The 5,579-nt window shown below is 62.5% G+C and carries 3 protein-coding genes; 2 read left to right on the forward strand and 1 reads right to left on the reverse strand.

Translation table 11 applies throughout. From position 1 onward, the window contains the following. Window positions 1-227: 227 nt before the first annotated feature. Complete coding sequence (gene leuS / locus PLL20_21405; protein HPD32556.1) at window positions 228-3,113, forward strand: leucine--tRNA ligase; 2,886 nt, start codon at window positions 228-230, stop codon at window positions 3,111-3,113. 327 nt (window positions 3,114-3,440) lie between these two features. After that, window positions 3,441-3,905 (forward strand): metalloregulator ArsR/SmtB family transcription factor, encoded by a 465-nt coding sequence (locus PLL20_21410; protein ID HPD32557.1) that lies wholly within the window; start codon window positions 3,441-3,443, stop codon window positions 3,903-3,905. 174 nt (window positions 3,906-4,079) lie between these two features. Here PLL20_21410 and PLL20_21415 read toward each other — a convergent pair whose 3' ends face one another. Next, the gene (locus PLL20_21415) at window positions 4,080-4,700 is read right to left on the reverse strand and encodes a GNAT family protein (protein HPD32558.1); all 621 of its coding nucleotides are present in this window, start codon (window positions 4,698-4,700) and stop codon (window positions 4,080-4,082) included. Window positions 4,701-5,579: the final 879 nt, after the last annotated feature.

The raw sequence follows: 5,579 nt of genomic DNA on the forward strand, positions 1-5,579 counted from the left end.
GCGGCGATCGGCCGCCGATCGCGCAAAACTGCCACCGGAGTTCGCTTGTTTTGGGTCTAGCAGGACGCGGTGTTCCAGCCAAGTGCGTCGAGCCGCGACTGCGGGCGAACCGCGTCGAGCCATGTCTTTTGCTCGCACCAGGAACGGGGGGTATCATGTTTGCCTCCGCCGGGAGCCGACCATGGTCGTCGAAGCCGGGGGGGTGATCGAACCGAAGAGAGGCAGTGATGAGTTCGGAACGCGGGCGTTATGATTTCGCCGCCATCGAGGCAAAATGGCAGAAGTACTGGATCGAGCAGAAGACCTTTCGCACACCTCAGCCGGGAGACGCCGACTTTGACCCGGCCAAGCCGAAGTTCTACGTGCTGGACATGTTCCCGTACCCCAGCGGCGTGGGTCTGCACGTCGGCCATCCCCTGGGCTACATTGCCACCGACATCTACGCTCGCTTCCTGCGCATGCGCGGTTACAACGTTCTGCATCCGATGGGCTACGACGCGTTCGGCCTGCCGGCCGAGCAGTTCGCCGTCGAACACGGCGTGCCGCCGCGCGAAACCACCCAGAAGAATATCGACAACATGCGGGCCCAGATGCAGCGCCTCGGCCTGGGCTACGACTGGGACCGCGAACTGGCCACGACCGACGTCGGATTCTACAAGTGGACGCAGTGGATCTTCCTCAAGCTGTTCAACAGTTGGTACGACCCCGAGGCGGACGCCGCCCGGCCGATCGACGAGTTGATCCACAAGCTGGAGCAGGGGATGCTCGCGGTGACGCCGGATGGAAAAGTGGCCACGTGGCCGACTACCTCTGCGATCACGGGTCGCCCCGTCGGGCTGAGCAAGTGGGAGGAACTGTCCCCGGACGAGCGCCGGTCAGTCATCGACGGGCAGCGGCTGGCCTACATCGACGAGATCCCCGTCAACTGGTGCCCGGCCCTCGGAACGGTTTTGGCCAATGAAGAGGTCACCAACGAGGGCCGCAGCGATCGAGGTAATCACCCGGTTTACCGGCGGCCATTGCGGCAGTGGATGCTGCGCATCACCAGGTACGCCGACCGGCTGGAACGCGATCTGGATATGGTCGACTGGCCCGAGGCCATCAAGCTCATGCAGCGCAACTGGATCGGCCGCAGCGAAGGCGCCGAGGTCGACTTCGCCGTCGATGGCTCCGAGGAGGTCATCCGCGTTTACACCACGCGACCGGACACGCTGTTCGGGGCAACCTACATGGTCCTGGCGCCGGAACACGAGCTTGTCGCCCGGATCACGACGCGGCAACAGCGGGCAGCCGTGCAGTCATACGTCGAGGAGGCAAGACACAGATCCGATCTGGATCGCACCGCGGATAATAAGGAGAAGACCGGCGTTTTCACGGGTGCCTATGCGATCAATCCCGTCAACAACGAGAAGATTCCAATCTGGGTGGCCGATTACGTGCTGATGGGTTACGGCACCGGGGCGATCATGGCCGTTCCCGCCCACGACACCCGCGACTTCCAGTTCGCCCTGAAGTTCAACCTGCCGATCGTGCAGGTCGTGCAGCCGCCCGGCGGGGAGGATTGGCGAGGGTTCACCGGAGACGGCACGGCGGTCAATTCAGGCCGGTTCAACGGGTTGAGCACACCCGAATTCAAGAAGCGGATCACCGCATGGCTTGAAGAGAAGGGGCTCGGCAAGGGAGCGGTCAACTACAAGCTTCGAGACTGGCTGTTCAGCCGTCAGCGCTACTGGGGCGAACCGTTCCCCATCGTACACGACACCAAGACCGGTGAGGTGTTGGCACTGGACGAGAGCGAGCTGCCGGTGGAACTGCCGGCGATCGACGACTACAGGCCACAAGCCTCGGACGATCCCAACGCCCCCCCCGCGCCTCCGCTCGGGCGCGCGAAAGACTGGGTCAGCGTTCGCGGCTACGTGACCGATGCCGGCACGGTCAAGCTGCTCAAGCCCGGTCAGTCTCCGCCGTCCGGCCTCGACGTGCGGGAATTCTGCCGCGAGCTGAACACCATGCCGCAATGGGCGGGCTCGTGCTGGTACTATCTGCGGTATCTCGACAACCGCAACGACCGGGCGTTCGTCGATCCCCAAATCGAGAAGTACTGGATGGCGCCTGTGAACCGTCCAAGCGCACCGCCGTGCGGCGGCGTCGATTTGTACGTCGGCGGCGCGGAGCACGCCGTGCTGCACCTGCTCTACTCGCGGTTCTGGCACAAGGTGCTTTTCGACCTTGGCTATGTCAGTTCGCCCGAGCCGTTCGGGCGGCTGTTCAACCAGGGATACATCCAAGCCTATGCGTACCAGGATGCCCGTGGCATGTACGTCGATGTTCGCGACGTGGAGGAACGGAGCGAGGGAAAGGACGCCCGGTTCGTGCGACGGTCCACCGGCGAGGTTCTTTCTCGAAGCCTGGGAAAGATGGGAAAGAGCCTCAAGAACGCCGTGGCTCCCGACGACATCTGCCACGAATACGGCACCGACACCCTGCGGATCTATGAGATGTACATGGGCCCGCTGGAAGCAAGCAAGCCGTGGAATGCCCGTGACATCGTCGGCATGAGCCGGTTCCTGCAGGCAGTCTGGCGGAGATTCATTGCCGAGGACGGATCGCTGAAGCTGACGAATTCGCCGGCCGAGGATTCGTTGCGACGCCTGTTGCACCGCACGATCCGCAAGGTGACCGGCGACATGCAAGGCCTGCGTTTCAACACCGCGATCGCCGCTCTGATCGAGCTGAACAACGCGATGAAGGGCGACTTGTTGCCTCGTGAAGTGGCCGAACCGTTCCTCAAGCTGCTGGCGCCCATCGCCCCGCATCTGTGCGAAGAGCTGTGGCAACGGATGATGGGCTCAAGCTGGAAGCGATCGATTGCATTCGAGGATTGGCCTACCTACGACGAGGCCCTGTGCGTCGAGGCCGAGGTTGAGATCCCGGTGCAGATCAGCGGCAAGGTCCGCGCGCGGATCAAGTTGCCGGCTGACCAGGCCCAGTCTGAATCGGCCATGCAAGCCGCGGCCATGGCCGACGAACAGGTCCGCAAGCTACTGGCCGGAAAGACCGTCCGCAAGGTCATCTGCATCCCCGGCCGGATGGTCAATATCGTGGCAAATTGAGCTGCAACCATCGGCTTGGGTGCGCGACAGTCTGGGCGGGCATGCCGACCCGTCCCGGTTGGGCGATCAACCCTTCTTCTCGGGCCTTCCGCTTCCGCCAAGACTCCGCTGGCCCCAAAATCTTCTGGGGTTCTCCGTGTTGAGGATTCCCATCCTCATTTTCAGCGAATGCGGAAAGGATTCCGCCAAGACTCGCAGCCCGAAACGGATTTCGGGCCGAGCGGAGGCTTCCCATGGTCCCACTTGTGAAGGGGGAAGCGTCACCCGTCTTGTTACTTGACATGGAGCTTCCGCCTCGTAGACTCTTGTTTCAAGGAAGCCTGAAGCATGGACGATCGGCACGACGAGATCTTCAAGGCCTTGGCCGACCCGAACCGCCGCCGGATTATTGCAGCCTTGTGCAGCGAGCCAATGGTGGCCGGTGATCTGGGCCGTCTTGTGTCGTTGGCCCCCAACGCCGTATCGTTCCACCTCAGGCTGCTTCAGGAGGCCCGACTGGTCACGGTTCAGCGACAGGGACGGTTCCTGTGGTACCGGGTGGACCGGGATGTGCTCGATGACTGGCGATCTTATGCCCATGCACTGTTTGAGGTCCGGGCCGGTGGTGAGTCCATCGAAGCGCACGCGTCACGCCCGCCGGAGTATCCGCCGCCTGCCGAACTGAGATCAGCGGCCCGCAGCCCGTCCGCTCAACCTGCCGAAACCCAGCCTGTCAGTCGTCGCGACGTGCCGGTCGATCGCGAAAACGCCGCCGCGGACACCGACGAAAAGCTCCCTGCCGAGCTGCTTTGAGCAACCGGAGAAATCGCTTCCTGTCTCTGCAACGCCCGGGCCACAACACTGTTCCAGGCGAGAAGGCCCTCATCTCGCGTTCACCCCGCCTGGCGGGGCCGGACCTGCAGGACTGGGCGATTGCCCAATGACTGCCGGCCCGGCCCGCCATCCAACGAGTCACCCCGACCGAGATCATCTTTGCCGCCCCAGTTCCCATTCTTCTCTGAGTACCGCGAACCGGTATTCATTCTCATACCGCCCGTTCCGAAAGACGGCCTGACGCAGGCAGCCTTCCTGGACGAAGCCTGCCTTCTGGTAGCACCGGATCGCCCGCGGGTTGTTCGAGAACACCGACAAGGCGATGCGGTTGAGGTTCAGTTCCTCAAACCCGTATCTCAGGCACAGCAATGTGGCCTCCGTGCCGTAGCCCTTGTTCTGAAAGGTCCGATCGCCGATGTTGATCCCGAAACTCGCGCTGCGATTGACGGCGTGTATGTTGTGCAGGCCGGTCACGCCGATCAGGCGGTCGCCTTCGCGGACGACGATGCCGAACACACAGTCCTTCTCGTCGCGTCCGAGCGACTCGACCCACTCCCGCTCGCGACAGGAGTTGACCGGACCGCGATGCATCAGGCCTTGCCAGTTGCCCGGATCGTTGATGAACCGGCGCACCAGCGGCTCATCTTCAGGCTCGATCGGGCTGAAGTAGATTCGCTGCCCTTCATAGAAGACGACTCGCGCGGGCACGGTGGTCATGGCCGAAGAGTCGGTTCGGTACTTCGCGCCCGACGCAGCACGGGTCAGAGTCGCCATGGCATACACTCCGCGGGCAGCCCGCTTCCCTGCGGGCTGCCCTGGTAACAGAACCTTGCAGAAGCCGGCGCTCGCACGCGCGAGCGAGCCTCCGCCCTTCAATCACCGTCTGCCGGCGCGCAAAGCCTCCCCATCATGCCGCCGGCATGTCAAAACACGGTCACTCTCGCGCGCTCTGAAAGCGCCGAGAATCCGACTCAAACAAAAAGGCCTTGCGATTCCGGTGAACCGCAAGGCCTGGAAATTCTTCGGAATCTCAATTCAGCCCTACGGTTCACCTCGGCAATTAATGCCCTTGACCGGCGTACCGCAAAATACCGCCCCCTGGGCATGGCGAGCGCGCGGTCCGCACGCGTCCGCCTGCATGGTCCAAGACTGGCTGTATCTGGCGATCATCGCTGGACTCCCTTCGAATCCCGGCAACCATTGCCAGGAGACTATCAGTATATACCACATTTCGGCAAAGTCAAGACCCGACTCAACCCCAGCGCTGGGTAGGGCAACGCACAGGGAATGAAGAATTGTGAGTGGAGAATTGAGAATGGGCCGTGTTTTGCCGTCGCCCGTGAACCCACCGTCGGTGAGCTCCGGAGACAGCGTTGATTCGGCACAGGACGTCCAATCCACAAGGGCTTTCCTAAGGCGGACCGCCTTCTTGCGGGCCGCAACCCAAGTGGTCTGCGATCCAGAAACATGCGCGCAAAATGCGCACCAGTCGCGACGGAAGGGACTAAACATGTGTGGCGATGTACCTGCAATTGTAGGGCAGATATAGGCCGCTCCTTTCCTCAACTATCCATCTCAGCCCCTATTGCCCGACGACAATCTCCAGCGGCTGGCCGGTGGTGGCCGGGTGCGTCACATGGATCGTGTCGACGA

It is taken from the genome of Phycisphaerae bacterium (assembly GCA_035384605.1).
GTDB lineage: Bacteria > Planctomycetota > Phycisphaerae > UBA1845 > PWPN01 > JAUCQB01.